The 23849-nt window shown below is 36.2% G+C and carries 29 protein-coding genes; 21 read left to right on the plus strand and 8 right to left on the minus strand.

All coding sequences use genetic code 11. The annotated features are described in order from the left end of the window. Positions 1 to 9 precede the first annotated feature (9 nt). From napG to TH67_RS06335, 6 genes are read left to right on the plus strand one after another with little or no spacing between them, the layout of a single operon-like run. A complete protein-coding gene (gene napG, locus TH67_RS06310; RefSeq protein ID WP_374057353.1) occupies positions 10 to 768 on the plus strand; it encodes a ferredoxin-type protein NapG in 759 nt (252 codons plus the stop codon). Beyond that, the gene (gene napH / locus TH67_RS06315; RefSeq protein WP_072594840.1) at positions 765 to 1556 is read left to right on the plus strand and encodes a quinol dehydrogenase ferredoxin subunit NapH; all 792 of its coding nucleotides are present in this window, start codon (positions 765 to 767) and stop codon (positions 1554 to 1556) included. Before napG ends, napH begins: the two co-directional genes overlap by 4 nt. Next, positions 1553 to 2080, plus strand: coding sequence for a nitrate reductase cytochrome c-type subunit (locus TH67_RS06320; protein WP_072594841.1), 528 nt, complete (start codon positions 1553 to 1555; stop codon positions 2078 to 2080). The genes napH and TH67_RS06320 overlap by 4 nt, the downstream gene beginning before the upstream one ends. Further along, positions 2080 to 2547: a 4Fe-4S ferredoxin gene (locus TH67_RS06325; protein WP_072594842.1), complete on the plus strand. Its 468-nt coding sequence runs from the start codon at positions 2080 to 2082 to the stop codon at positions 2545 to 2547. The genes TH67_RS06320 and TH67_RS06325 overlap by 1 nt, the downstream gene beginning before the upstream one ends. Then, complete coding sequence (locus TH67_RS06330; RefSeq protein ID WP_072594843.1) at positions 2544 to 3479, plus strand: WD40 repeat domain-containing protein; 936 nt, start codon at positions 2544 to 2546, stop codon at positions 3477 to 3479. Before TH67_RS06325 ends, TH67_RS06330 begins: the two co-directional genes overlap by 4 nt. Continuing rightward, positions 3476 to 3817: a chaperone NapD gene (locus tag TH67_RS06335; RefSeq protein WP_072594844.1), complete on the plus strand. Its 342-nt coding sequence runs from the start codon at positions 3476 to 3478 to the stop codon at positions 3815 to 3817. The genes TH67_RS06330 and TH67_RS06335 overlap by 4 nt, the downstream gene beginning before the upstream one ends. Positions 3818 to 4115: 298 nt before the next feature. Here TH67_RS06335 and TH67_RS06340 read toward each other — a convergent pair whose 3' ends face one another. From TH67_RS06340 to TH67_RS06350, 3 genes are all read right to left on the minus strand, one after another. Next, on the minus strand, positions 4116 to 4658 hold the full coding sequence (locus tag TH67_RS06340) for an SCO family protein (RefSeq protein ID WP_072594845.1): 543 nt from the start codon (positions 4656 to 4658) through the stop codon (positions 4116 to 4118). A gap of 9 nt (positions 4659 to 4667) precedes the next feature. Further along, the gene (locus TH67_RS06345) at positions 4668 to 5063 is read right to left on the minus strand and encodes a hypothetical protein (RefSeq protein WP_021090968.1); all 396 of its coding nucleotides are present in this window, start codon (positions 5061 to 5063) and stop codon (positions 4668 to 4670) included. Positions 5064 to 5134: 71 nt separating this feature from the next. After that, positions 5135 to 5557, minus strand: coding sequence for a copper chaperone PCu(A)C (locus TH67_RS06350; protein ID WP_072594846.1), 423 nt, complete (start codon positions 5555 to 5557; stop codon positions 5135 to 5137). Between the two features lie 137 nt (positions 5558 to 5694). On the opposite strand from TH67_RS06350, the gene TH67_RS06355 reads away from it, so the two are divergent. Genes TH67_RS06355 through TH67_RS06375 form a run of 5 tightly spaced genes read left to right on the plus strand, consistent with a single transcriptional unit; the run spans position 5695 to position 8741 of the window. Next, positions 5695 to 6660, plus strand: a complete 966-nt coding sequence (locus tag TH67_RS06355) for a L,D-transpeptidase family protein (protein WP_021090919.1) — start codon at positions 5695 to 5697, stop codon at positions 6658 to 6660. Positions 6661 to 6662: 2 nt separating this feature from the next. Continuing rightward, entirely contained in the window at positions 6663 to 6902 is a 240-nt protein-coding gene (cmeU, locus tag TH67_RS06360; protein ID WP_021091016.1) for a CmeU family protein, read from the plus strand. Beyond that, positions 6895 to 7908, plus strand: a complete 1014-nt coding sequence (locus TH67_RS06365; protein ID WP_072594847.1) for an alanine racemase — start codon at positions 6895 to 6897, stop codon at positions 7906 to 7908. Before cmeU ends, TH67_RS06365 begins: the two co-directional genes overlap by 8 nt. 9 nt (positions 7909 to 7917) lie before the next feature. Beyond that, the gene (locus TH67_RS06370) at positions 7918 to 8349 is read left to right on the plus strand and encodes a peptide deformylase (RefSeq protein ID WP_072594848.1); all 432 of its coding nucleotides are present in this window, start codon (positions 7918 to 7920) and stop codon (positions 8347 to 8349) included. Next, entirely contained in the window at positions 8340 to 8741 is a 402-nt protein-coding gene (locus tag TH67_RS06375; protein WP_081370923.1) for a flagellar protein FlaH, read from the plus strand. Before TH67_RS06370 ends, TH67_RS06375 begins: the two co-directional genes overlap by 10 nt. A gap of 239 nt (positions 8742 to 8980) precedes the next feature. On the opposite strand, the gene htpX is transcribed toward TH67_RS06375, so the two are convergent. The 5 genes from htpX to ribA are packed head-to-tail and all read right to left on the minus strand — an operon-like array spanning position 8981 to position 11538. Continuing rightward, the gene (htpX, locus tag TH67_RS06380) at positions 8981 to 9847 is read right to left on the minus strand and encodes a zinc metalloprotease HtpX (RefSeq protein WP_072594849.1); all 867 of its coding nucleotides are present in this window, start codon (positions 9845 to 9847) and stop codon (positions 8981 to 8983) included. A gap of 8 nt (positions 9848 to 9855) precedes the next feature. Continuing rightward, positions 9856 to 10221: a hypothetical protein gene (locus TH67_RS06385; protein ID WP_072594850.1), complete on the minus strand. Its 366-nt coding sequence runs from the start codon at positions 10219 to 10221 to the stop codon at positions 9856 to 9858. Beyond that, positions 10218 to 10412 carry a hypothetical protein gene (locus TH67_RS06390; RefSeq protein WP_009294554.1) on the minus strand — a complete coding sequence of 65 codons (195 nt, stop codon included), beginning with the start codon at positions 10410 to 10412 and terminating at the stop codon, positions 10218 to 10220. The genes TH67_RS06385 and TH67_RS06390 overlap by 4 nt, the downstream gene beginning before the upstream one ends. After that, positions 10409 to 10975: a 16S rRNA (guanine(527)-N(7))-methyltransferase RsmG gene (gene rsmG, locus TH67_RS06395; protein ID WP_072594851.1), complete on the minus strand. Its 567-nt coding sequence runs from the start codon at positions 10973 to 10975 to the stop codon at positions 10409 to 10411. Before rsmG ends, TH67_RS06390 begins: the two co-directional genes overlap by 4 nt. Beyond that, complete coding sequence (gene ribA / locus TH67_RS06400) at positions 10975 to 11538, minus strand: GTP cyclohydrolase II (RefSeq protein WP_012001491.1); 564 nt, start codon at positions 11536 to 11538, stop codon at positions 10975 to 10977. The genes rsmG and ribA overlap by 1 nt, the downstream gene beginning before the upstream one ends. Before the next feature lie 68 nt (positions 11539 to 11606). On the opposite strand from ribA, the gene hemB reads away from it, so the two are divergent. The 10 genes from hemB to TH67_RS06450 all read left to right on the plus strand — a co-directional run bounded on the left by hemB (position 11607) and on the right by TH67_RS06450 (position 23841). Then, positions 11607 to 12578, plus strand: a complete 972-nt coding sequence (hemB, locus tag TH67_RS06405) for a porphobilinogen synthase (protein ID WP_072594852.1) — start codon at positions 11607 to 11609, stop codon at positions 12576 to 12578. Between the two features lies 1 nt (position 12579). After that, positions 12580 to 13497 carry an ornithine carbamoyltransferase gene (gene argF / locus TH67_RS06410; protein WP_072594853.1) on the plus strand — a complete coding sequence of 306 codons (918 nt, stop codon included), beginning with the start codon at positions 12580 to 12582 and terminating at the stop codon, positions 13495 to 13497. Further along, a complete protein-coding gene (locus TH67_RS06415) occupies positions 13494 to 13979 on the plus strand; it encodes a DUF2603 domain-containing protein (protein WP_072594854.1) in 486 nt (161 codons plus the stop codon). Before argF ends, TH67_RS06415 begins: the two co-directional genes overlap by 4 nt. Then, a complete protein-coding gene (gene hemN, locus TH67_RS06420; protein ID WP_072594855.1) occupies positions 13972 to 15333 on the plus strand; it encodes an oxygen-independent coproporphyrinogen III oxidase in 1362 nt (453 codons plus the stop codon). The genes TH67_RS06415 and hemN overlap by 8 nt, the downstream gene beginning before the upstream one ends. Positions 15334 to 15447: 114 nt before the next feature. Beyond that, positions 15448 to 17118: a TolC family protein gene (locus TH67_RS06425; RefSeq protein WP_072594856.1), complete on the plus strand. Its 1671-nt coding sequence runs from the start codon at positions 15448 to 15450 to the stop codon at positions 17116 to 17118. A gap of 186 nt (positions 17119 to 17304) precedes the next feature. Further along, a complete protein-coding gene (locus TH67_RS06430; protein ID WP_257638056.1) occupies positions 17305 to 17793 on the plus strand; it encodes a transglutaminase-like cysteine peptidase in 489 nt (162 codons plus the stop codon). Then, the gene (locus TH67_RS06435; RefSeq protein ID WP_072594857.1) at positions 17790 to 19739 is read left to right on the plus strand and encodes a bifunctional diguanylate cyclase/phosphodiesterase; all 1950 of its coding nucleotides are present in this window, start codon (positions 17790 to 17792) and stop codon (positions 19737 to 19739) included. Before TH67_RS06430 ends, TH67_RS06435 begins: the two co-directional genes overlap by 4 nt. 3 nt (positions 19740 to 19742) lie before the next feature. Further along, positions 19743 to 21881, plus strand: a complete 2139-nt coding sequence (locus TH67_RS06440) for a type I secretion system permease/ATPase (RefSeq protein WP_072594858.1) — start codon at positions 19743 to 19745, stop codon at positions 21879 to 21881. 2 nt (positions 21882 to 21883) lie between these two features. Then, a complete protein-coding gene (locus TH67_RS06445) occupies positions 21884 to 23350 on the plus strand; it encodes an HlyD family type I secretion periplasmic adaptor subunit (protein ID WP_072594859.1) in 1467 nt (488 codons plus the stop codon). Further along, positions 23350 to 23841, plus strand: a complete 492-nt coding sequence (locus tag TH67_RS06450) for a DUF5416 family protein (RefSeq protein ID WP_072594860.1) — start codon at positions 23350 to 23352, stop codon at positions 23839 to 23841. The genes TH67_RS06445 and TH67_RS06450 overlap by 1 nt, the downstream gene beginning before the upstream one ends. The last annotated feature ends 8 nt before the right edge of the window (positions 23842 to 23849 follow it).

Below are 23849 nucleotides of genomic sequence, written 5' to 3' on the forward strand. Positions count from 1 at the left end.
GTGGCTGATATGGAATTTTCAAGTAGGCGAGAAGCTTTGAAATTTGGAGCTAAGGTAGCGATCTTAGCTCTTGGCGGAGGCTTTGTATGGTCACTTAGCGCCAAAGCCTCACCGCTTATACTTCTTAGACCGCCTGGTGCGAAAGCAGAGGAGCAGTTTTTGAAAAGCTGTATCAAGTGCGGACTTTGCGTAGAGGCCTGTCCATTTGACACGCTAAAACTTGCCTCGCTAGAAGATGGCATAAGCATTGGAACGCCTTATTTTGAGCCTAGAAAAATTCCTTGCTATATGTGCGAGCATATCCCTTGCGTGCCAGCCTGTCCGACTGGGGCACTGGACGCAAATTTAGTTAGCACAGCTGGCAAACTCGATATCAACAAAGCCAAAATGGGCGTTGCAGTGGTCGATATGAAAAACTGCGTGGCCTACTGGGGCATACAGTGCGATGCTTGTTATAGGGCTTGTCCTCTTTTAGATAAAGCCTTATATCTTGAATATCGCCGTAACGAAAGGACGCAAAAGCATGCCTTTTTGCTTCCAGTGGTCAATAGCGACATCTGCACCGGATGTGGCCTATGTGAGCGAGCCTGTATCACCAAAAAAGCAGCCATTACCGTGCTAAATCGTGACGCGGTGCTTGGCAAAGTAGGTGATAACTACGTCAAAGGCTGGGTCAAAGAAGATGAAAGACGCATAGATGATGCAGACAGCAAAATAAAGCTTGACATTAAAAAAGCGACTGATTATCTAAATGGTGGTGAGCTATGAAATTTTTAATCTTAAGACGAATAACTCAAATTTCTATCCTAGTACTATTTATCCTAGGAAATTTTTATGGAGTTAAGATACTTAGCGGAAATTTAAGCTCATCTTTGCTTTTTGGAAAAATTCCACTAAGCGATCCATTTGCTTTGGTTCAAATTTTACTTGCAAGCTTTAGTGCCGGCATAAATGCAATTATTGGAGCTGGCATTATCTTTGCATTTTACGCGCTAGTTGCTCCAAGAGCGTTTTGTTCGTGGATATGCCCAATAAATTTACTAACCGATATCGCTTTTAAACTAAGAGAGAAATTTGGCTTTAAGGGCGAAAAAGTCTTAAATGTGAGTAAAAATTTACGTTATTACTTGCTGGCTCTTGCTCTTATATTAAGCCTTGCTTTATCTTATCCAGTATTTGAGAGCGTTAGCTATATTGGCATTATTCAGCGTGGCATTATTTACGGCTCAGCTAGTGCTTTAGGCATAGCGGTTGCGATCATTGCTTTTGATATGTTTGTGTTAAAGCGTGGTATTTGCTCGCACGTTTGTCCGCTTGGTGCCTTTTATGCCATCATCTCAAAATTTGCCCTAATTAGAGTAAAACATGATGCCCAGGCTTGTACAAAATGTATGAAATGCAAGCTTATTTGCCCAGAGATGCAAGTGCTTGACATGATCGGTAAAGAGAGCCGCTCGGTAAGCTCAAGCGAGTGCATAAGCTGTGGCAGGTGCATTGATGTTTGTGGAGATGGGGCTTTGAAATTTAGTATTAGAAATTTAAGGAGAGAAAAATGAAAATAAAAATAATGATGCTTGGAGGATTGTGTGCTGCGTTTTTTGCGGCATGTACTTTTAATAATCCAAGTATTAGTGATTCGCAAATCGGCTTTAGAAATATCGATTTGCTAGACGATAAAGACGTTGTATTAAAAGATGTGAACTACACAAAAGAGCCAGCTGGTATGTCAAAGAAATTTGATAGGTCTTTTGAAAATGCACCACCATTTATCCCACACGATACTGAGGGTTTAGTGCCTATCACAAAAGATATGAATATGTGCGTAACCTGCCATATGCCTGAGTTTGCAAAAGATAGTGGAGCAACACCGATACCATCATCTCACCTTTATGACATCAGAAATAAAAAAGATCTTGCAGGCAAGCTTGATGATGAAAGATATAACTGCACAACATGCCACGTTGAGCAACAAAATGGCGTAACGCAGCTTGTTGGCAATAAATTTAAGCCTGATTTTAGAGATAAAAACGGCACTCATAAGTCAAACTTGCTAGATGTTTTAAACGATGGTGTTAAATAATGCAAAGCAGGCGAGAGCTTTTTAGTAAAATTTTGGGGGCAAAATCTGCTCCCAAATCTATAACTCCGCCTTTTTTTAGCGGAGAGTTTGACTGCGATAGATGCGATGCTAGCTGCGTAAATGCTTGTGAAAAAGAGCTTCTTAGCTTTGAAAATGAAAGGGTAGTTTTTAAAGTTAAAAAGCTGGGCTGTGACTTTTGCGAAGAGTGCGCAAAGGCTTGCGAGAGTCTTGGTAAGAAGACATTAAGCTTAAACTCGCCAAAGAGTATAAATGCAAAAGTTGGTATCGATGTTTCTAGCTGTCTAGCATGGAACGATACAATCTGCTACAACTGCCTTGATGCTTGCAAATTTAAAGCAGTCGAATTTCTTGGTGTTTTTAGACCTATTGTTAATCAAAACTGCGTAAGTTGCGGCGAGTGCTTTGATGTTTGCTTTAAAAATTCACTTCAAATGGAGGCCTTATGAGAGCTTTGTTTTTTATTTTTTGTCTATTAAATTTTATCTTTGCAAGCGAGATCACTACGCCATACAAGCAAATAGAGGCTAGTGCAAATGTGCTAAGCACAACGCTAATAAATGGCAAACTCTTTATCGCGACTGATGGAGGGACGGTTGAAATTTATGATCCTAAAGAGTCTAAATTTGAAGAGATTATCAAGATGGATGATATAAAAACTTATGTTAGTGATCATGAAAGACCAAAAATTTTAAGTATTGATGAATTTGATGGCAAAACTCTTATACTTAGCGAAGGTGACTATGCTACAAAGGTGCTTCATCTAAGAGAAAATGGGCAGATGAGAAGCATAAAAGTGGATAATCAAGCAATAAAAAAGGCATTATTTTTAGATAATGAGCATGTTGCGCTTGCTTCAATTAGCAATGAAATTTACTTTTTAAACTTAAAAAGTGGCGAAATTTATGATAGCTTTAAAATTTCAATTGCAATGCTTTCAGATATGGAGATAAATGAAGATAGAAGCACGCTAGCTATCGCTTGCGAGAGTGGGAAGGTCTACTTTTATAACATAAAAGCTAAAAAAATGGATCAAATTTTAGATATTCATACAGACAATATCTACGACATCTCCTATAAAAATGGCGTTATGATCAGCGGAGGTACCGATAGGATCGTGGGTATATTCTCAGCTGGAAGCCTAAAAAAGATAAATACCGGATTTTTGGTCTATGGTGTCGGCCTTAGCGATGATGGTAGAGTAGCGGCCTATATGAGTGATGAGATGAGCGATGTAAATTTAGTTGATAGCAAAAGCTTAGAAAATATTGCAATGCTAAAAACTGGACAAAGTACGATAAATAGCATAGTTTTTATAAGCGATAACGAAGTCGTAACTTCAGCTTATGAGAATAAAATTTTGTTTTGGAGAATTAAATGAATATTTCAAGTTTGATAGTTTATACGGACAATAAAAATGAAAGTGTAAAAAATGAGATAAAAAAGCTAAAAGAGTGTGAAATAATAACCGATGCAGACGATAGAATCGTAGTGGTAGTTAGCTCAGATAGTATTGAAGATGAGATAAAAAATTTTAAAAAGATAGAAGCTATCAGTGGAGTGGTGAGCGTTGCGATGGTTTATAGCTATCAAGAAGATGCCGAAGAAAATAGGAAAAAACTAGAAGAAAATGGCAAGATAAGTGAAATTTTAACAAGTGATGAGGTAAAGGCAGAGGATATTACTTATGGCGGCAGCGTGCATCATAGAGTGAAATAGTAAAACTTAAATTTTTAGCTTTTGCATTATCATTAAAATTTATAGTGCAAAAGCCTACTTTTCGTACAGATCTTCTTAATAAATTCATTGCTAGTACTGCTTATATTTAATTAATTTTGTTTGGCTTGTAGATTAAATTTATATTCAAGAGTTAATAGATTTTGGGTTAAAAAATTACCCAGCGAGCATTAAAATCAAAAGTATAGCAAGTGAATTAAATTTTAGCTTAGAATATCTTGAGATGATGCTTGCATAAAGAATTTTAGCAGGCCAGTTTTGGCTTACTAAATTTATAGCCTTAAGGTCTATCTTTGATCAAATTTAATAAATTTTCTCCAATGTTTTCATTTGTTAGATTTGAAATTTCTTTATAAAAATTTCCTTTTTTGTCTATTAAATATATTGAAGAGCTGTGAGCAACAGAGTAGCCCATGGCTGAGTTTTCAAGACGGACTTTTTGAAATTTTACACCATAGGTTTTTGCCACTTCTTTTAAGGAATTTAGTTTTAATCCATCGGCATCTTTGTAGAAATTTTTTGCCATTAGAGTTAAATTTTCAGGAGTGTCGCGTTCAGGATCAAGTGTAATAAAAAGCAGCTCAAAGTCATCTCTTTTTAGTTTGTTTAGTTCATCGCCAATCAAAGAGAGCGCAGTAGGGCAGACATCGGGGCAAAAAAGATAACCAAAATATATAACTTTGTACTTTCCGTCATAATTTTTAAGACTTACTTCACCGTTTTGTGAAAGTGCCTTAAAATCATACTTGTTTGGCTTTATTAGCAAAAGTGCAACACCTATACAAATTAAGATTATTATTAAGCCCCAAAATGCCTTTTTCATTGTTACCCTCTATAATTTTAGATCAAGATCTACAAAAAAACCAGTTTCTTTTTCGTCATCAAGCACTTTAAATCGATATCTCATAAGCTCGACAACACAAGCACTTAGCACTACTTGAGCAGTTAAGTTATCGCCTCTTGGCTCAAGTCTTGCTTTGATTGATCCCATATTCATATTTATGCCGTCTATCTCAAGACTCGGATTTTTTAGCCCTAAATTTTTACCATTAATGATTTTAAAGCTAAAAGGTCTCATAGCATAAATAGGTCTTGGTGAGATGTCTATTTTTAGCTTTACGCCTTTAAATTCCATCTCACAAGATTTATTGTTTAGATCACATTTTAAAGGATCTAGCGATGTGTTTACATCGGCAAATTCAGGTGGATCTTCCTTGCTTGTCGTCATAAGCTTATAGCCTATCGAAAAAGCACCTAAAACAATAAAGATAAATGAAAAAATAATTATGATTTTTTTCATTATTTAAAGTTTTTAGTTACTCCGATATTATCAAGCTTTATGCTCTCGCCATTGCTAAATTTTAGCTCTAAATCAACTTTATCACCATCTTTTAATGGTTTGTTTAGATCCATAAGCATAATGTGTAAACCGCCAGGAGCTAGTTTTGTTTCGCCATTTTTTGGGATCACTGCATCTTCGATTTGAACCATAGCCATCATGCCATCATTCATTTTGTGTGTATGAATTTCTGTACTTTTGCAAACGCTTGAGTGAGCGCCAATAAGCTTTACATCAGAATTTGAAGCATTTTTTATATCCATAAAAATTGCACTATTGTTTGTGCCAGGTTTTGTATCTCTAGCTCTAACATTTTCTAGGCTGATATCAGCCGCCATAAGAGCAGAAGCTGCAAGCATCGCACCAAAAACGATTTTTTTCATATTTTTCCTTTGTGATAAAATTAATAATGGTTTTCACATTATACATTTAGAACTACTTAATTTACCTTTAAAATCTAAAAATATAAATTTTTTAGGATATAATTACGGACTAAATTTTACTGTTTGGGATATTTCACTTGAAAAAAATTATATTTTTCTTCATCGCGTTATCGCCTTGTCTTTTTGCCCAAAATTACGAAGAAATTTACTTAAAAAATGGCTCAGCTGCTGTTATTGATGCCATCGAAAAAAATATTTTAAGTAAGGATTACTGGCTAAAAAAGCTTGAGGGCAAGGATGTAAGATATGGATATTATGACAACGAGATACTTCTAAGTGTAGTTGATAAAACTAAAAAGAAGCTTGAAGTGATCTCTTATAATGGCGGCATTACAAAAAAGCTTTTTAGCTCAAGCGTTATAGTTGGCAAAAATGGCGATAAGCTTCTTGAAGGCGATCTAAAAACACCGGTTGGAGTGTATCAGCTTACACGTAGATTTACGCCAAATGATAGATATCTTGGCCCACTTGCATTTTCGCTTTCATACCCAAATTTGCTTGATAAACTTGCAAAGCGAAATGGTGGTGGTATTTGGATACATGGCTATCCACTTGATGGTCAAAGGACAGATGAGCTAAAAACAAAAGGCTGCGTGGCTATGCAAAATGATACTTTGATGAAATTTGATGATGTGGTGGATCATAAAAAAACACTTGCGTTTATTTATGAAGATAAGCGTCCAGAAGCTAGTGCAAAAGATATTGCAGTGATCATTTCTGGGCTTTTGGGCTGGAAAAAGACATGGAGCGAGAGCGACATTGAAAACTATCTTAAATTTTACGATAAAAACTTTGAGCGATACGATGGTATGAGCTTGGAAAAATTTAAAAGTATGAAGCGGGCTATTTTTTCTAAAAAAGAGAAAAAACGCATTAGTTTTTCAAATTTTCTCATCACGCCTTATCCAAACCTTAAAAACGATAGGCTTTTTCGTGTGAGTTTTTATGAGGATTATGTCTCAGATACACATAAATTTGCTGGGCAAAAGACGCTTTATGTGAAGCTTTACAACGATGATATGAAAATTTTTATAGAGGAGTAAAAGTGGAAAAATCTCAAGAAGTAAAAGAAAAAATCGAAAAAATTTTAGAGGCAAGAGCTGCTTTTTTTGCTGAGCTTGACCGCCAAGTTCCAAAGAAAGATGGTACTGATGTTTTTGATTTTAGCAAAGTAAAAGAGGCTGACCTGAAAGAAATTTACGCTAAATTTTATGCATTTGATTACAATGTAAGAAAACTTTTACCGGATGTTTATACTGCTTTTAATGTGAATTTTAATGTCTGAAATACGCCTAAATAAAGCTTCATATATTCATAACCTCACTCAAATTTGTGCTAAATCTGGTGGCAAAGAGAAAGTAATAGTTGTATTAAAAGACAATGCTTATGGCCATGGCGCAAGGCTTATCGCAAATGAAGCTAAAAAATTTGGCATAGAAATTTGTGCTGTAAAAAGTGAGTTTGAGGCAGAAGAAATTTCTGATATATTTGAAAATATTCTCATTCTCTCACATATCCCGACTGGAAATGAAAGTAGTAAATTTGTCTACGCGATAAACGATATAGAGGCACTTTTAAAGATAAAAGATGGCTCAAAAATCAACCTTGCAATCGATACTGGCATGCATAGAAATGGGCTTGATATTAGTGAGCTTGATTACGCCTTTGAAATTTTAACAAGAAGGAATTTAGAGCTTCTTGGAGCTTATACACATTTTCGTGCAAGCGATGAGCTAAATGCTGATTATTTCGTGCAAAGGGAAAATTTTAGGGCTGCAAAAAAGAAAATTTTAGCTCTTTGTGATGAGTTTGGTATAAAAAAACCAATCTTTCACTCTCACAACTCAGCTGCTCTTGAAAGAGCAAGTGAAATTGATGATGATATGGTGCGTGTTGGTATCGCTCAGTATGGATACGCTCAGTTTGGTGATAGTTTGGGATTAAAGCCGGTGCTTTCACTATGGGCAAGAAGAGTTAGCAGGCGTATTTTAAAAAGTGGTCAAGGTGTTGGATATGGTGCTAAATTTAGTGCAAAAGAAGATATAAATGTAGCCACCTATGATCTTGGATATGGCGATGGGTTACTAAGATACAACGGCTGTGGTGAGCTAAGGCTTGCTAATAACGAGCCAATACTGGGCAAAATTTCTATGGATAGTTTTAGCTGTAATGATAGTGGCGAGTGGGTCTGTGTCTTTGAGGATGCAAATGTTTGGGCGAAATTTTTTGATACGATAAGTTATGACATCTTAGTAAAACTCTCTCCAAACATCACTAGAAAATTTATATAAAGGCAATATGTGAAAAAGATCGTTTTATTAGCTCTTGCTAGCCTTGCTTTTGGCGTACAAGAGAGTGAGTTTAAAATTTATGAGCAAATACTAAATCAGCTTGACACTAAGCAGATCCCAGCTTTTGTCGTCCAAACTGCAAAGCCAAATTTACCAAGCAGAGTCGATGAGATGATCACGCTAAAAGATGTAAGTAGCAGTGGGCTAAACATACATGGTGAGTTTGTTTTAAACGAGACCAAGACAAAGAGGATAAAAGGCTACAACAAGGCTCAAATTTTGGCTTTAAAAGATGAATTTTACCAAAATGGAAAAGATGCGCTTTGTAACTCAGGTATGGCTAGAGCTGTGCTAAATCGTGGCATCACACTAAGTGGTAGTTACGGCTTTGAGGGTAGGCATTTTTTTGATATAAATTTGGATAAAAGTAGTTGCGAGTAGTCATTTTTTTACTGTTTTTTTACTCGCTTGCCCTGGCTCTTACGCCAGATATGGCAGCGAAAAATCACGCAACTTACTACAAAAAAGAGCTCCCATTTATCTGTACGCCAACACTTACGCTTAACGACATCCTAAATGTCGGCGATACGCTCATTTATAGATATGCCATCAAACACGCAAGAAAGCAAGAGATTAAAAGGCTTGAGGAGAAAGAGCTTTTGGAATTTATCGAAGCTATCAAAAAAGAGAATTTGCGAACTGCTTGCAAAGATAAAGAAATCTTAAATATGCTGAGTATAGGTGTTACCTTGGACGAGCTTTTCTATTCAGAAAATGGTGAGCTTATTTTTGAGTACACTATAGAAGATCGTGACTGCAAAAAATTGCAGTGAAATTTGGGGCTAAATTTCGTTTTTTTGGTTGTAAATTTGATCTTTTTGTAAAATTTAAAATTTCATTTACTCACAAGAATCTACTACTGATTTTAAGCCTCGCAAAGCTTGTCACTAAAATCAGAGTCGAAATTGCTCGCTCATAAAATTTAAAATTTCTTGTAAATGTCTATATTTAAAGCCAAAAAAGATAGCAGAAAGAAGAAATTTAGCCCAAATTTTACTTAAGGACTAAATTTTTACATGCCTCTTTTTATCTCTTGTTCAAGTCTTTCAAGCTCAGCGATCCTATCGCTAGTGCTAGGATGCGTTCTAAAAAGCACGCCAAGCTTGCTAGTTAGCGAACCAAATGGATTTACGATAAACATATGAGCGCTTTGCTCGCTTGCGTTTTGCATAACATAAGAATTTGAGTAGTTTTCAAGCTTTCTTAGCGCGCTAGCTAGCCACTCTGGGTGCCCTGTTAGATAGGCTGCGCCTTTGTCGGCCTTATACTCGCGCTCCCTTGAGATCGCCATTTGGATGATCGTAGCAGCTAGAGGCATCACAACGGCGATGATTAGCATAATTACTGGGTTGGCGTTTCTTTGTGAGTTTTGATTTTGCCCTGCCACGGTGCCTATCTTGGCGAAATTTGCGACCATTGCGATAGCCCCAGCTAGTATGGCTGCGACTGAGCCAGTTAGGATGTCGTAGTGTCTTACATGGCTTAGCTCGTGAGCTAATACGCCCTCGATCTCGTTTTCATTTAAAATTTTTAAAAGCCCCTCGGTTACTGCGACGGCTGCATGGCTTGGATTGCGGCCTGTGGCAAAGGCATTTGGCACCTCTTCAGGGATGATGTAAATTTTTGGCATCGGCAAATTCGCCTTTTGTGTGAGGCGAGAGACGATCTCGTAAAGGCCGTGAGCGTTGCTCTCATCGACTGGGATGGCGTTATATCTTTTTAGCACGAGCTTGTCGCTGAAAAAGTAAGAAAATAGGTTCATGCCAGCTGCCATCAAAAAGGCGATCATCATGCCTTGCTCGCCGCCCACGTAGCCGCCAACAGCGATAAAAACTAGCATTAAAGCAACCATTAAAAAAGCGGTTTTGAAAATTTCCATTTTTGTCCTTATTCTTTTATAGCATTTGGCAGGATCGCTGCGTCGATCTCAAATTTCGCAAGCTCGCAAAGGCTTGTTTCACTCTGGATCAAAACGGCGATAAGCGCGTCAAATAGGTAGTTTTGCGCAACTTTTGCCAGATCTTTTGCTAGCGTAATATCGGCAATAATAAATTTTGCTCCAGCGGCATTTGCGATGATAGCTTCGTTGATGTTATTTGCGATGATGCTAAAGCTTGCTCCAGCTTCTAGCGCTCTTTTTATCAAATTTCTATCAAATTTAAAGAGATTTTGCCTATCGCTTGAAATTTCATCTTCGCTTTTGCAAAGAAATAGCGGTTCAAATTTGATCAGCTCATCACCCAAAATTTTCATCTCTCACCCTTTATGCACTCTTTACAGATGTATTTTCCGTCCCTTAGCACCATTTGGTCGATGTCGCTAAAGACACCGCATTTGCTGCACTCCTCGAAGTTGCTGGTGCTTATCTTGTCGCTTTTTTTTCTATTTTTAAAAAATATGATGTAAATCGCAACCAAAATCGCTACAAAAAGCAAGTATTTCAACGTATCTCCCCTTGGTTTTTGAGATTAAAATATATGTAGTTTCTGTTTTTATCATTATAAATTTGTGCGTCGATGCCTGAAATTTCATCCATGACGCTTGAGCCCTTGTAGATGAGAAATTTGGTGTTTTCATCATAAAATCCCTCACAAATTTTTATAAGCTCTTTTGTCTTGCTAAGTGCTCTTGAGGTGATGAGATCAGCCGTAAATTTATCTGAAAGCTCGATCTTTTGGCTATGAACTTCTAAATTTTGTAAGTCAAGCTCGATCTTAGCGTAGCTTAGAAATGACGACTTTTTGGCTATCGGCTCAAAAAGGTGCCACTTAGTGCGCGGCATCGCAAGGGCTAAAAATATCGCTGGAAAGCCAGCCCCACTACCAACATCGATCGCAGTTTTGGCGCTTAGGTCAAAAATCTCAAGCGGCTTTATGCTATCAAGCACCTGTTCGCTTATATCTTTATAGTTGCTTAAGCTATGAACCTTGTTAAATTTAGCAAAAATTTGAGCGTAAGCCTTTACTTTTTCGTCAAATTCTGCTGGCAAGCAAAGCTCATTTTTCATCACAAGATGTGCCCCATTTGCTCTTTTTTGACCTTTAAGTAGCCTTCGTTAAATTTATTTGGTTTGATGACGATAGGCACGCGTTTTACGATCTTTACTGAGCTTAGTCCATGAAGTTTTAAAGGGTTGTTTGTGAGTAAATTTACCTCTTTTATGCCGTAGTGATTTAGGATAAAATCAACCACTTCATACGTCCTCTCATCGGCCTTAAAACCTAGCTGGTGATTGGCCTCAATGGTGTCAAAGCCCTTGTCTTGGAGGCTATAAGCATTTATCTTGTTTAAAAGCCCGATATTTCTGCCCTCTTGGCGCAGGTAGATGACCATGCCACCATTTTCTTCGATATATTTTAGGCTCGCTTCAAGCTGGTCGCGGCAGTCGCACTTTAGGCTCCCGATCGCATCGCCAGTTAGGCATTCGGAGTGAATTCTAAGATTTACTACTTCGCTTAGAGGCTCTTTGTAGATCACAAGGTGCTCTTTTGCCCCTTCTTTGAAGGCTTGAACCTTATAAGTGCCAAATCTTGAGGGTAGATTTGCGGCGTTTGAAATTTCTATTTTCATTTTAAATTTACTCCAACTGTGCTAAACTAGCTAAAAATCACGCATTTTAACAAAGAAAAGGCAAAAATATGTTTAAACGTTTTAGAAGATTAAGAATAAATCCAGCCCTAAGAGACATGGTAAGAGAGACGAGCCTTAGCGTAAATGACTTCATCTATCCGCTCTTTGTGGTCGAGGGCAGGGGCGTTAAAAACGAGATCTCTTCGATGCCAGGCGTCTATCAAATGAGTATCGATGAGATTTTAAAAGAGTGCGAAGAGATAGTAAATTTAGGCATAAAATCAATCATTTTATTTGGCATACCAAGCCTAAAAGATAGCGTTGGCAGCGATGCACTAAGCAACGACGGCATCATTGCAACCGCACTTAGAGCCATAAAAGATAAATTTCCAAATTTAGTAGTAGTCACCGATCTTTGCTTTTGCGAATACACAGACCATGGCCACTGCGGTATAATCGATCACGTGCATAACACCATCGACAACGACGCAACGCTTGAAATTTCAGCCAAACAAGCTCTGATACACGCTCAAAATGGCTCTGACATGATCGCACCAAGCGGCATGATGGATGGCATCATCGCAACGCTAAGAGAGACGCTTGATAGCAACGGCTTTGAGAATTTACCAGTGATGGCATACTCGACTAAATTTGCCTCAGCTTACTACGGACCATTTCGTGACGTAGCGCAAAGCGCTCCAAGCTTTGGCGATAGAAAGAGCTATCAAATGGACAGCGCAAACCGCTTGGAGGCGATCAACGAGAGCTTGCAAGACGAGGCGCAAGGCGCTGATATCTTGATGGTAAAGCCAGCGCTTGCCTATCTTGACATCGTTAGAGAGCTTAGAAATTTGACGCTTTTGCCACTTTGCGTCTATAACGTAAGCGGCGAGTACGCACTGCTAAAAGCTGGTGCAAAAGCTGGCATCATCGACTATGATCGCGTCATGATGGAGACCTTGATCGGCTTTAAAAGAGCAGGGGCAAATTTGATCATCACATATCATGCAAAAGAAGCAGCCAAAATTTTAAGGGGCTAAGATGAAGCACTTTTTGACGCTAAATGACTTTAGCAAAGATGAAATCGAGCAGATGATAAATTTATCCCGCAAGATCAAAAAAGAGGCGAAGGCTAGAGAATTTAAGCCATATTTAAAAGATCAAAAGCTTGCGATGATATTTGAAAAAAGCTCAACCAGAACTAGAGTGAGCTTTGATGTAGGCATGCATGAGCTTGGCGGATATGCGCTATTTTTAAGCAAAAATGATATACAAATAGGCCGTGGCGAGCCTATACGTGACACCGCTAGAGTTATAAGCAGGATGTGCGACATGGCGATGCTAAGGGTTGATAGGCACGAGACGCTAGAAGAATTTGCTAAATTTTCAAGCGTGCCAGTGATAAATGGCTTAAGTGATAAATTTCACCCAGTGCAGCTCATGGCAGACTATCTAACTATGCTTGAATTTAGCGCAGGTGAGAAGGTCGCATACGTAGGGGACGGCAACAATATGACGCACTCGTGGCTCATGCTAGCAAGTAAGCTAGGACTTGAGCTAAGAGTAGCTACGCCAAAAGGCTACGAAGTGGACGCTGAAATTTTAAAGATGGCTAATGAGAATGCGAAAATTTCAGGGGCGAAAATTTTTATCACAAGTGATATAAAAGAAGCGGTAAATGGTGCCGATGTAGTGACTACAGACACTTGGGTATCGATGGGGCAAGAGGCCGAGAAAGAGAAGAGACTAAAAGACTTTGCTGGATACTGTGTGGATGAAAATTTGATGAGCTTAGCTAAAAAAGATGCGATATTTTTGCACTGCTTGCCAGCTTATAGAGGCTACGAAGTGAGCGAGGCAGTTTTTGAGAAGCACGCGGATGAAATTTTTAGTGAGGCGGAAAATAGACTTCATGCCCAAAAAGGTGTAATGGTCTGGCTAGATGAGAGAAGAAGATGAGCAAAGAGAAAAATATATATGATGAGATAGATGAGATTGGCAATAACCTTGGGCTGAGTAGCCCTGAAAAAACGATCTTTGAGATAGTTTCAACCAAAAATCCAAATGAGCATATTTTAAATTTAAAAAGTGGCTCTTGGGACTCAAAAGAGCCGTGGTTTGGTATTGATGAAAATCAAAATTTACACACAGTAATCTCTGTAAAATCGCTTTCGGCTTTGATCGAGGCCTTAAAAGAGTCGCAAAAAGAAAATTTTGATCTAAGGCTTGAAAAGACGATCTGGCAAAATATACCGGTTGATTTTAGTGATGTTTGGGTGGTTGCTATGGATGAGATAAAAAAGATCGCAAGCGATAAAAAAAGTAGACAATTTAATATTGATCTTGAAAAACTGGTAAAAAATATCAAAAAAGAGCACCCAAATTTATTTGTAGACATAAAAGAGGTGATTCAAATGGCAAGGAGTAGGGCAGATGATTGATTTTAGTGCTTATGTGAAGTATTCAAGGCCAGGGCCAAGATATACTAGCTATCCGACAGCACCAGAGTTTAGTGATAAATTTAGCTATGAAGCTTATATAAAAGAGCTTGAAAATCGAGATAAAAAAAGGCCGCTTTCGCTTTATTTACACTTGCCATTTTGCAGAAGTGCTTGTTATTTTTGTGGCTGTAATGTCATTTACACGAGCAAAGAGGATCGCAAGGAGAAATATATAAGATATATAGAAAAAGAGCTTGAAATTTTAGCTCACCACCTGGACACCAGTGCTGAGGTCTTACAGATGCACTTTGGTGGCGGTACACCAACATTTTATAATGCCGCTCAGCTTGATGAGATCATCAAACTTATTAAAGCTAAATTTAAAAATTTCTCAAAAGAGGCTGAGATAAGTTGTGAGATAGATCCGAGATTTTTGACAAATGAGCAGCTTGACGTGCTCATATCTCATGGCTTTAACCGCATAAGCTACGGCGTGCAAGACTTTGATGAAAAGGTGCAAAAAGAAATTCATAGAATTCAGCCCTATGAGATCACTCAAAATGCCGTAAAAATGGCTAGGCAAAAGGGCATAAAATCAATCAATATGGACCTGATCTATGGCCTGCCGTATCAAAGCCTAGAGAGCTTTAAAAAGACGCTTGAGCTAGCCCTCACACTTGATCCTGATAGGCTTGCGGTATTTAACTACGCTCACGTACCGTGGATAAAAAAGTCAATGCGTAAATTTGATGAGACGACACTGCCAAATCCAGAAGTGAAGCTTGAAATTTTAAAATTTACGGCTGAGTTTTTAACCAAAAATGGCTATAAAATGATAGGAATGGATCACTTTGCAAAGCCAAATGATGAGCTTTTTGGTGCTCTGGCAAATGGTACTTTGCATAGAAATTTTCAAGGTTATACGACAAAGGGTGGCGCTGATCTTATTGGTATAGGCGTGACAAGTATCGGTGAGTGCAAAAGGCACTACGCACAAAATCATAAAGACATGGACGAGTATGAAAAGGCGATCGATAGTGGGAAGTTGCCATATGCAAAGGGAATTTATCTAAGTGATGAAGATTTGCTTAGAAAGAGTGTGATTATGAACTTAATGAGTAATTTTGGGCTTGATATCAAAGCTATCGAGAATAAATTTCATATAAATTTCTTTGAACACTTTAAGGAAGAGCTTGAGGAGCTTAAAAATTTAAGTGAATTTGTCAATATTACAGCAGATAAAATCAGCGTAAATGAAACTGGAACATTGATAATACGAAATATTGCAATGTGTTTTGATGAATATCTAAAGAAAATTCCCGAGAATTTAAGGCGTTTTTCTAAAACTATATAAAAATTATTTTTTTGTCATAAGATATTTAAAATGCATTTAATATTTCTTGGTGTATAATTCGCATTAAATTTTAAGTATAGACTTAATAATAAAAAAGGTAAAAGGATCTTAGTTATGAAAAAGATATTGGCAATTAGTGCTTTGGCAGCAACTGTGCTGTCAGCTCAAGATGTTCCTTATAGGATTTTTCTAGCTTCATTTGCACAAGATGATAATCAGGCTAGAATCGACAGTGCTATTAATAAAGTTAATAGTAAAATTTCTGACAGTAGGCTGACCACAGGCATCTATGAGGTTGGTGGACGAAAATTTTTATATGTTGACACAACCCCAGTCTCTGAGGATGAAGCTAATAGTCTATTAGTTAAAGTTCAAAACGAATCAGGCTATAAGGATGCTTTAATGAGACCAAAAGCACCTGTAGCTGATACTCAAACAACAAAAAAATCTAATATAGAACAAGCTATATCAACTGAAGTAAAACCAGTAGCACAAGTTGATGATGGAGTTTTGACTTTAGATCAAGTTATAAAGACTATTTTAAATGAAAATCCAAGTTTAAAAGCTACAGAATTTAACTATCTACAAGTTGGTAAAGATCTAAAAATAGCAAAGAATGCCTATTATCCAACACTTGACGCTGCTGCTAGAGTGGGATATGAGAAAAAACGCCTTGATGATGGAGTTTCTACAAGAAGAGGAGATGGAAGAATTTCTGGCACATCTCTAACCTTGGTTGAAAATTTATACAATGGTGGTGCTGATAAAAATAGAATAAATTCTCAAAGCGCAAGACTTGATTCAGCTGCTTATTCAGTAGCACAAGCTGCAGATAGACTTACATTAAATGCTACAAATGCTTACTTACAAGTTCTTCAAACTAAGAGAATTTTAGACATTGAAGAAGAAAATGTAAAGAGTCATGAGGAAATTTATAGCCAAATTAAAGATAGAGCAAGGTCAGGTTATGGCGTAGCTTCTGAAGAGAGACAAGCTGGATCACGCTATACTTTAGCTCAATCAAACTATACAGCTGCTAAAAATAACTATGAAGATGCGCTTTCTACATTTGAGAAATTATATGGAAAAAAAGTTGCAGCTAAAAATTTAGTAATGCCTGAGTTTAGCCTTCCTTTGCCTAGCACAAAAGAGGCTGTTTATAATAAAGCAATTCTTTGTAATCCATCACTTTTGGTTCAAAAATCAAATATTGCTATGGCAGAGTCAGTTGTAAAAGAGAAAAATGCGCCATTCTTGCCAAAACTAGATCTTGTTATATCTGGCGCGTATGATCATTCAAATGTTTTATATGACAATTATGAAGAACAAACATTTGACGCACTTTTAAGACTAAACTATAACCTTTACAATAAAGGTAATGATAAACTAGATAAAGAAAAAAGCCAACTTGCCGTTCAACAGGAGCAACAAACTTTGGACAATCTTGTAAGAGAGCTTAAAGAATCCTTGGAATTTTCATGGCAAAATTATGTTCTTAACCAAGAAAAAATGGGATATCTAAATCAACACGTTGAATATGCTAAAGCTACACTTGATGCTTATCAGGATGAGTTTAGAATCGGTCGTCGTGATCTTATAAACTTGCTTGATGCTGAAAATGAATATAACTCTGCGTTAAAAGAGATTGCTACAACTGAGACAGCACTATCTTATGCAAAATACAGACTGTTAGATAATATGGGAATGATCTCAGATAGCTTTGAACCAGGTTTTGCAAAGAGATACATTCAAGGTGCTTGCAGCATTCAAAACGATTTAAGATAAAAATGTAAAAAGTAATGACCATGAGGGTCAAGACAAATTTTTGGACGCTTATTGTAAGCGTCCTTTTTATTATTAGTAAGTGCTATTGGAGATTTTATAAAATCAACAACTATAGCAAAGGTAGCTAAAATTTATGGAGAAGATGCAAGAAGAAGGGCTTCTGCTCTAAATTCTTTAATGACTTCATTGCAAGATGCAACGGAACAAGAGAAGTTAATAAAAGTAAATGACTTTTTTAACTCTTTTAGATGGGTTGATGATATGCAGCTTTGGCACAAAAAGGATTATTGGGCTACTAGAATGGAATTTATAGGAAAAGGTGCTGGTGACTGCGAAGACTACGTTATTGCAAAATATTTTACACTAAAGCAGCTAGGAATTCCAACTCAAAAATTATACTTCACATATGTTAAAGCCTTAAGATACAATCAAGCTCATATGGTTTTAGCATACTACGATACACCAAAATCTATTCCATTAATTTTAGATAACATAAATGGTAAAATAAAAATCGCAACTCAAAGAACAGACCTTGTTCCAGTTTATAGTTTTAATGGTGATTCGCTATACTTGGCAAAACAAGAAGGTCTTGGTCAAGCAATACCAGGTGGAAATAAAAAACAAAATCCTAAGTGGATGGAACTAATAGATAGGATAGGAAAAGAGGATTTATGACGCTATTTAAACAAATTATGATCGCCGTGATAACTTTTGGTATCATGATTTTTATGGCTGTTGGCTACTTAAATTTTAAGAGCCTAAATGGATATATTAATGACCAGCTTGGTGAAAACGCAAGACATACAGCAAATTCGCTTGGACTTGCTTTAAAGCCTATTATCGATCCAGATGACATGTCCTTGGCTCAAACAATGATAAATTCTATGTTTGACAGCGGTAGATACAAGCTTATCAAGCTTGAAGATGTTGATGGCAAGGTTCTTATTGAAAATTCTCAACAAACTGTTGTTAAAGATATTCCTGAGTGGTTTTACAAAATAGCCAAGTTTGAAGCGCCAATAGCAGATAGCGAGATTATGACTGGCTGGGCAAAATTTGGCACGCTTTATGTTCAAGGTAGTACCGCACTTGCCTACAATGAGCTTTATACTAACTCAAAAAATATTTTTAATTTTCTTCTTCTAATGATAATTGTCACTCTCGTGGTAGCATATTTCGCTCTAAAAGCTATTTTTAGACCGCTTATGAAGGTTCAAGATCAGGCTGAGGCCATACTTGATAATAAATTTATTATTCAGAAAAGAATTCCATTTACAGCTGATCTTAAAAAAATGGTTCTAGCTATGAACTCTATGGTTAGTAAAGTAAAAGACATTTTTGAGAGAGAGGCAGCCACACTTAGTAAGTATCAAGAGCTTTTATATAAAGATACAATGAGTGGTGCTAATAACAGAAGATTTTTTCAAACTAAATTTAGCGAGTATCTAGCTAGTGAAGAATATTCAAGTGGTGTTGCTTTACTTGTTAGTTTTAAAGATCTAATAAATTTAAAAAGCACGCTTGGCTTTGAAAAATGGCAAAGCGTTGTAATGAAAATAGCTCAAATTTTACAAGAAAAATCAATCCATAATGATAAAAATGCGATTGTTGCAAGGCTTAACGATAATGATTTCATTGTACTTTCGTATGGTAGAAATTCGTCAAATTTCTTGGCTCTATGTGATGAAATTATGAACGAATTTAAAAAGCTTTATGCAAATTTTTCACTAAATGATAGCGAGTATCCAGTAAATGCTGCGATAGTAGAGTATTCACCAAATTCTGATATTAAGACACTTCTTACTTCAGCTGACGTTACATTGGCTAGCTCAAGACTTGCTGGAAGCTTTACATATAAGGTATTTAATGAAAATCAAAATACTTTAGTGATTGGTAAAGAGAAGTATAAAGAGCTTATTTTTGACTCAATAAAAGAGGATGAATTTAAATTTGCAGCTCAAAAAGTGATTGATCTTAATTCAAATTTTGAGCAGTATGAGCTTTATTTGAGGCTTGTTGATAAAGATGGCGTATGGCGTATGGCCTCATATTTCATGCCGATGGTAAATGAGCTAAATTTAGGTGCGATGCTTGATCTTCATATCTTAAATAGGGTGGCTAGAATTTTACCAGAGAATATCTTACCAAGTGGCAACTTGGCAATAAATTTGGGCAAAGAGATATTAAACTCAGATGAAAATTTTTCAAAACTTGAAGCTACACTTAAAAAGATAAGCCAAATTTCTAAATATAAAAACTATATAGAAATTCCAAATAAAGACGATATTAGCATAGAAAGTATAGTTAAGCTTACTAAAAAATTAAAAGAACTTGGCTTTGGATTTGGTTTTGACCACTTCGAGCTCAACGCAAAAGGTATCGAAAAACTAAAAGAATTTAACCCTGATTATGTAAAAATTCAGTCAAATGTCTTGATTGACTTCTTAAGTGATAAGTCAGGAGTAAACACAAAACAATCACTTGATGTTGTTTTAAGCTCAAAAGACATTATTTTGATCGCAATCGGTGTTGAAGGCGAAGAACAGAAGAAAAAGTTAATCGATCTTGGCATTAAAAATATGCAAGGAATTTATATAGATGAAATTAAGAACATTGGATGATAGATGCATAGTGATAAGATAAAAGATGAACTGCTTCAATGTTTGGTTATTTTTACCAAGCTTCATAATAATCCATATAGTGCCGATGCTTTAACTATTGGCTTGCCAGTAAAAGATGGCGATGAAATTGAGCTTTTTTCACTTAAAAGCTCAAGGTCTTTATTTTCTCGTGCTGCTTCTCGTGCTGGCTTTGCTTCTACCCTTGTAAGAAAAGATCTTGAACAAATCTCTCCTTTAGTTTTACCTTGCATTTTAATGCTTAGAGGCAAAAAAGCTTGCATCTTGCAATCTTTGAGTAAAGATAAAAAGACAGCAAATATCATAACGCCAGAACTTTCAACTGGTACTAGCACGATAGAAATAAGTAAATTAAAAGAAGAATATTTAGGCTATGCATACTATCTAAAGCGCGAGTTTGTTCCAGAGGATACTAGCTCAACAAAGCTAATTGATGCAGGCAATGATCATTGGTTTTGGGGAACTCTAAAACGTTCAAAAAAGATTTATTTTGATGTTGTTCTTGCAAGTTTTATTATAAATTTATTTGTTCTTGCTAGTCCGCTTTTTACGATGAACGTATATGACCGTGTTGTGCCAAATAATGCGGTTGAGACACTTTGGGTCTTAGCACTTGGTGTAAGTGTAGTTTATGGCATAGATCTTTTTTTAAAATTTGTAAGATCATATTTTCTTGAGATCGCTGGTAAAAAGAGCGATATCATAATGAGCTCTATTTTATTTGAGCGCGTTATGGATATGAAGTTTAGCAATAAACCAAAATCTGTTGGCTCATTTGCTAGTAATCTAAAAGAGTTTGATACGGTTAGAAATTTCTTCTCATCAGCCTCATTGGCAGCTATTGTCGATCTTCCATTTGCGATCATTTTCTTGATAGTTACTTATTTTATAGGAAGCTATATCGTACTCGTGCCAATTGTTATCATGATAGCTATTTTATGCTATACATTTTTTATAAAAGATCCACTTCAAAATGCCATTAAAAGTACATTTGAGGCTTCGGCTATAAAAAATGGAATTTTAATAGAGAGCCTTAGTAGTCTTGAGACTATCAAAACTCTTGGTGCTAGTGGCCATATACAATGGAACTGGGAAGAGGCAACTGGTGAGATAGCAAATAGAAGCATTAAATCAAAAATTATTACAACTTCGATAACGACTGTTACATCTTTTTTAGTGCAATTAAATACTATTGCTATCATCGTTCTTGGTGTTTATATGATACAAGATACACATCTTACAATGGGTGGTCTTATCGCTGCGGTTATGCTTAGCTCTCGTGCTATCGCTCCTATGGGACAGGTAGCTTCACTAGCTGCAAATTTTGAGCAGACAAAAACAGCCTATCAAAGTCTTAGTAAGATTATGCAAATGCCTGTTGAAAGGCCAGAAGGTAAAAAATTTGTTAGAAGAAATTCTTTTGATGGAAAGATTGAGTTTAAGAATGTAAGCTTTACATATCCAGATACCACAAAAGGTTCGCTTGATAGGATAAATTTTGTTATTCAGCCAGGTGAAAAAGTTGGCATTATAGGCAAAAATGGCTCTGGAAAAACTACTTTACAAAAGCTCATTTTGGGACTTTACTCACCAACTGAAGGCTCAGTGCTAATCGATGGTATTGATATTAATCAAATCGACCCAGCCGATCTTAGGCGAAATATCGGCTACGTTCCGCAAGATGTTGTGCTTTTTAAAGGAACGGTTAGAGAAAATATTGTTCAAAAAGCACCATATGTTGATGATATTCAGATTATAAAAGCAGCTAAAGTAAGCGGAGTTGATGAATATGTAAATGCCCATCCACTTGGATTTGACATGCCGGTCTTTGAAAGAGGTGACGGCATAAGTGGCGGACAGCGTCAAAGTATAGCTGTGGCTAGGGCATTTTTATTGGATAGTCCTATTATTTTGCTTGATGAGCCAACAAATTCTCTTGATAATACAGTTGAAAATAAGTTAAAAATAAATTTAAAGACAAATACAGCAAATAAAACGATGCTGCTTGTTACGCATAGGACGTCGATGCTAGATCTTGTTGATAGACTTATAGTTATGGACAATGGCAAAATTTTATTGGACGGACCAAGAGATGAAGTTTTAGCAAGACTTAGTGGGAAGTGATCATGCAAGAAGATATCAAGAATAAGCAAAATGAAAATCCAAAAACTGAAAAAAGATTAATTTCTGAAAATAACATAAAAGAACAAGAGGAAGCTAGTAATAAAATTTTAAATAGTGTAGATGATATAAAGTCTAATCTTCAAACAAAAAATTATGATGCTTATGATTTGAAATTTATGTCAAGTCTTTCTGAAGCTGTTTTGGCTAAAGCCCCATCTACATCTAAAAAGATACTCTATACAGTTGCTATAACTATGTTTTGGCTTCTTGTTTGGGCTTCTTGGGCACAAATAGATGAGATCACAAGAGGTAGTGGTAAGATCATCCCGTCTGGAAAAAACCAAGCGATACAAAATCTTGAAGGCGGTATAGTCGATCAAATTTTTGTAAAAGAGGGTGACGAAGTCAAGAAAGATCAAATTCTAATAAGGCTAGATAATAAAAATTTTACGAGTAGTTATGGTGAATCAAAACTAAGACTTGATGAACTTCAAGCAAAATTTATGAGGCTTGATGCTGAGGCAAATGATAAGGATTTTGACTACGATGAAGCTAGAGATGCGAACAATAGCAAAGCCATAAGATATGAACTAAGTCTGCATAATTCAAATATTGATCACTTAAATGAACAGATAGGAATTTTAACAGAGCAAATTCATCAACGCCAGAGTGAATTAGTCGAACTAAAAAATAAAATTTCTCAAACTCAAAATAGCTATAATCTTGTTCTAAAAGAAAAGGCCATTATGGAGCCAATCTTTAAAAAAGGTCTTGTTAGTGAGGTTGAATACATCCAACTTCAAAGACGTGTAAATGATCTAAGAGGCGAGCTCGATGCTGCCGTTCTTGCCGTACCAAGAGTTGAATCAACTATAAAAGAAGCGAAAAATAAGATCGAAGAAGCAAAACTTGCTTTTAAAAACAATGCAAAAAAAGAGCTAAATGAAGTTTCAGCAGAGATCGCAAGGATAAATGAATCACAAATCAGTCTAAGCGATAGAGTAGAAAGAACATATGTAAGATCTCCAGTAAATGGTATTGTCAGCAAAATGATGGTTCATACAGTATCAGGAGTTATTAAGCCTGGTGAAAATATTGCCGAGATCGTTCCTCTTGAGGATAAATTGGTTGCTGAAGTAAAAGTAAAACCAGCTGATGTTGCATTTTTGAGGCCTGGGCTTGATACGATGGTTAAATTTACGGCCTATGATTTTAGTATTTACGGTGGTTTAAAAGGCAAAGTAACGCAGATTAGTGCCGATACGGAGACTAATGAAAAAACTGGCGAGAGCTATTATTTGGTTAGGATAGAAACTGAGAAAAATTATCTTGGTAGCGAAGAAAAACCGCTTAGAATAAAAGTTGGTATGATAGTCTCAGCTGATATCATTACCGGTAAAAAGACAATACTTGATTATTTATTAAAGCCTATTTTAAAGGCAAAACAAAATGCCTTAACGGAGAGGTAATGGGTAAGATCGCTTTTTATGATAAGAAATTTGGTGAATATGAGATCGGAAAATTTCAAAATTTACAAAATTTCTATCTCATAAAAGATGATCATTGCTGCGATATAGTTAATGATGAAATTGAACGATTTAAATTTAGTGATTGTGAAATAGATTTTTTACAATTAGTAGATGTTGCTAGTAGGCATAAAAAACTATTTGAAAATATAAAAATTCAAGATGATATAGTAAGAAGTATTAAAATTTTAATAAAAGGCTTTGACCAGAGTTTGGATAAATTTGACTTTGATCCTGGAATTTTAAATTTAAATACTCCTTATAAATATGCTATATCACAAGATTTTTTCGAAATGACCATTCTTTTAGAAGAAAAATCCTCAGTGGTTACTAAATTTTTCTCATCAATAGATTACAAGATACGCAAAAACGGCGAAAGTCGTCACGTAGAATTTTTTATCAATAATAAAAAAATTTATGAAAGAATCATATAAATAATCCA

The organism is Campylobacter concisus (assembly GCF_001891085.1).
Taxonomy (GTDB): domain Bacteria; phylum Campylobacterota; class Campylobacteria; order Campylobacterales; family Campylobacteraceae; genus Campylobacter_A; species Campylobacter_A concisus_O.

What these genes read in the sequence shown, in the direction of transcription:
- napG (WP_374057353.1), top strand. Translation starts at nt 10, where the DNA reads ATGGAATTTTCAAGTAGGCGAGAAGCTTTGAAATTTGGAGCTAAGGTA.
- napH (WP_072594840.1), top strand. Translation starts at nt 765, where the DNA reads ATGAAATTTTTAATCTTAAGACGAATAACTCAAATTTCTATCCTAGTA.
- TH67_RS06320 (WP_072594841.1), top strand. Translation starts at nt 1,553, where the DNA reads ATGAAAATAAAAATAATGATGCTTGGAGGATTGTGTGCTGCGTTTTTT.
- TH67_RS06325 (WP_072594842.1), top strand. Translation starts at nt 2,080, where the DNA reads ATGCAAAGCAGGCGAGAGCTTTTTAGTAAAATTTTGGGGGCAAAATCT.
- TH67_RS06330 (WP_072594843.1), top strand. Translation starts at nt 2,544, where the DNA reads ATGAGAGCTTTGTTTTTTATTTTTTGTCTATTAAATTTTATCTTTGCA.
- TH67_RS06335 (WP_072594844.1), top strand. Translation starts at nt 3,476, where the DNA reads ATGAATATTTCAAGTTTGATAGTTTATACGGACAATAAAAATGAAAGT.
- TH67_RS06340 (WP_072594845.1), bottom strand. Translation starts at nt 4,658, where the DNA reads ATGAAAAAGGCATTTTGGGGCTTAATAATAATCTTAATTTGTATAGGT.
- TH67_RS06345 (WP_021090968.1), bottom strand. Translation starts at nt 5,063, where the DNA reads ATGACGACAAGCAAGGAAGATCCACCTGAATTTGCCGATGTAAACACA.
- TH67_RS06350 (WP_072594846.1), bottom strand. Translation starts at nt 5,557, where the DNA reads ATGAAAAAAATCGTTTTTGGTGCGATGCTTGCAGCTTCTGCTCTTATG.
- TH67_RS06365 (WP_072594847.1), top strand. Translation starts at nt 6,895, where the DNA reads ATGTCTGAAATACGCCTAAATAAAGCTTCATATATTCATAACCTCACT.
- htpX (WP_072594849.1), bottom strand. Translation starts at nt 9,847, where the DNA reads ATGGAAATTTTCAAAACCGCTTTTTTAATGGTTGCTTTAATGCTAGTT.
- TH67_RS06385 (WP_072594850.1), bottom strand. Translation starts at nt 10,221, where the DNA reads ATGAAAATTTTGGGTGATGAGCTGATCAAATTTGAACCGCTATTTCTT.
- rsmG (WP_072594851.1), bottom strand. Translation starts at nt 10,975, where the DNA reads ATGAAAAATGAGCTTTGCTTGCCAGCAGAATTTGACGAAAAAGTAAAG.
- ribA (WP_012001491.1), bottom strand. Translation starts at nt 11,538, where the DNA reads ATGAAAATAGAAATTTCAAACGCCGCAAATCTACCCTCAAGATTTGGC.
- hemB (WP_072594852.1), top strand. Translation starts at nt 11,607, where the DNA reads ATGTTTAAACGTTTTAGAAGATTAAGAATAAATCCAGCCCTAAGAGAC.
- argF (WP_072594853.1), top strand. Translation starts at nt 12,580, where the DNA reads ATGAAGCACTTTTTGACGCTAAATGACTTTAGCAAAGATGAAATCGAG.
- TH67_RS06415 (WP_072594854.1), top strand. Translation starts at nt 13,494, where the DNA reads ATGAGCAAAGAGAAAAATATATATGATGAGATAGATGAGATTGGCAAT.
- hemN (WP_072594855.1), top strand. Translation starts at nt 13,972, where the DNA reads ATGATTGATTTTAGTGCTTATGTGAAGTATTCAAGGCCAGGGCCAAGA.
- TH67_RS06425 (WP_072594856.1), top strand. Translation starts at nt 15,448, where the DNA reads ATGAAAAAGATATTGGCAATTAGTGCTTTGGCAGCAACTGTGCTGTCA.
- TH67_RS06435 (WP_072594857.1), top strand. Translation starts at nt 17,790, where the DNA reads ATGACGCTATTTAAACAAATTATGATCGCCGTGATAACTTTTGGTATC.
- TH67_RS06440 (WP_072594858.1), top strand. Translation starts at nt 19,743, where the DNA reads ATGCATAGTGATAAGATAAAAGATGAACTGCTTCAATGTTTGGTTATT.
- TH67_RS06445 (WP_072594859.1), top strand. Translation starts at nt 21,884, where the DNA reads ATGCAAGAAGATATCAAGAATAAGCAAAATGAAAATCCAAAAACTGAA.
- TH67_RS06450 (WP_072594860.1), top strand. Translation starts at nt 23,350, where the DNA reads ATGGGTAAGATCGCTTTTTATGATAAGAAATTTGGTGAATATGAGATC.